Source organism: Corynebacterium sp. ACRPH (genome assembly GCF_022347285.1).
GTDB lineage: Bacteria > Actinomycetota > Actinomycetes > Mycobacteriales > Mycobacteriaceae > Corynebacterium.
This window is the reverse complement of record NZ_JAKRND010000050.1, coordinates 1-547: the sequence shown is the minus strand read 5'-3', so window position 1 is coordinate 547 and position 547 is coordinate 1. Positions and strand designations below refer to the sequence as shown.

Here is a 547-nt window from a genome sequence, read left to right as displayed (position 1 = left end):
TTACTCACGTGTTACTCACCCGTTCGCCACTCGAGTACCCCTTGCAAGCAAGGAGCCTTTCCGTTCGACTTGCATGTGTTAAGCACGCCGCCAGCGTTCGTCCTGAGCCAGGATCAAACTCTCCATAAAAAAAACTGTCATCAGACACATGGTGAGCCTGAAAACCAGGCAAAACAAAAAACTACTGACAAAAGAATTGAAAAAAGGATAAATAAATCACATCAACCAACACCAACAACACTCAAACAGTCTCGCTGGCTATTGATCAGACACAACATACATCCCACAAACTTTTCCAAAACTTCTATCAGCCCAACAAGCACCCATAAAAAGGCGACTCTTGCTGGGATACGCACATTACATATCGTGGAAGCGTTAACCCCACGCTGGCGTAACCACCACCAACCCACAATCCATAGGGGCCAGTGGAGCACTGAAACAAGTCACAAAAAAGTGAAAAGACATACAATGCATCAGAATCAACACAAAGGTTGGTCAACAAAGTATCTAAACTTGGTTCATCACGCTATTGAGTTCTCAAACAACC

At 44.4% G+C, this 547-nt stretch carries 1 rRNA gene; it reads right to left on the bottom strand.

The annotated features are described in order from the left end of the window. Window positions 1-129: ribosomal RNA gene (locus MHX66_RS10520) — 16S ribosomal RNA — on the bottom strand; the annotation flags it as partial. Window positions 130-547: the final 418 nt, after the last annotated feature.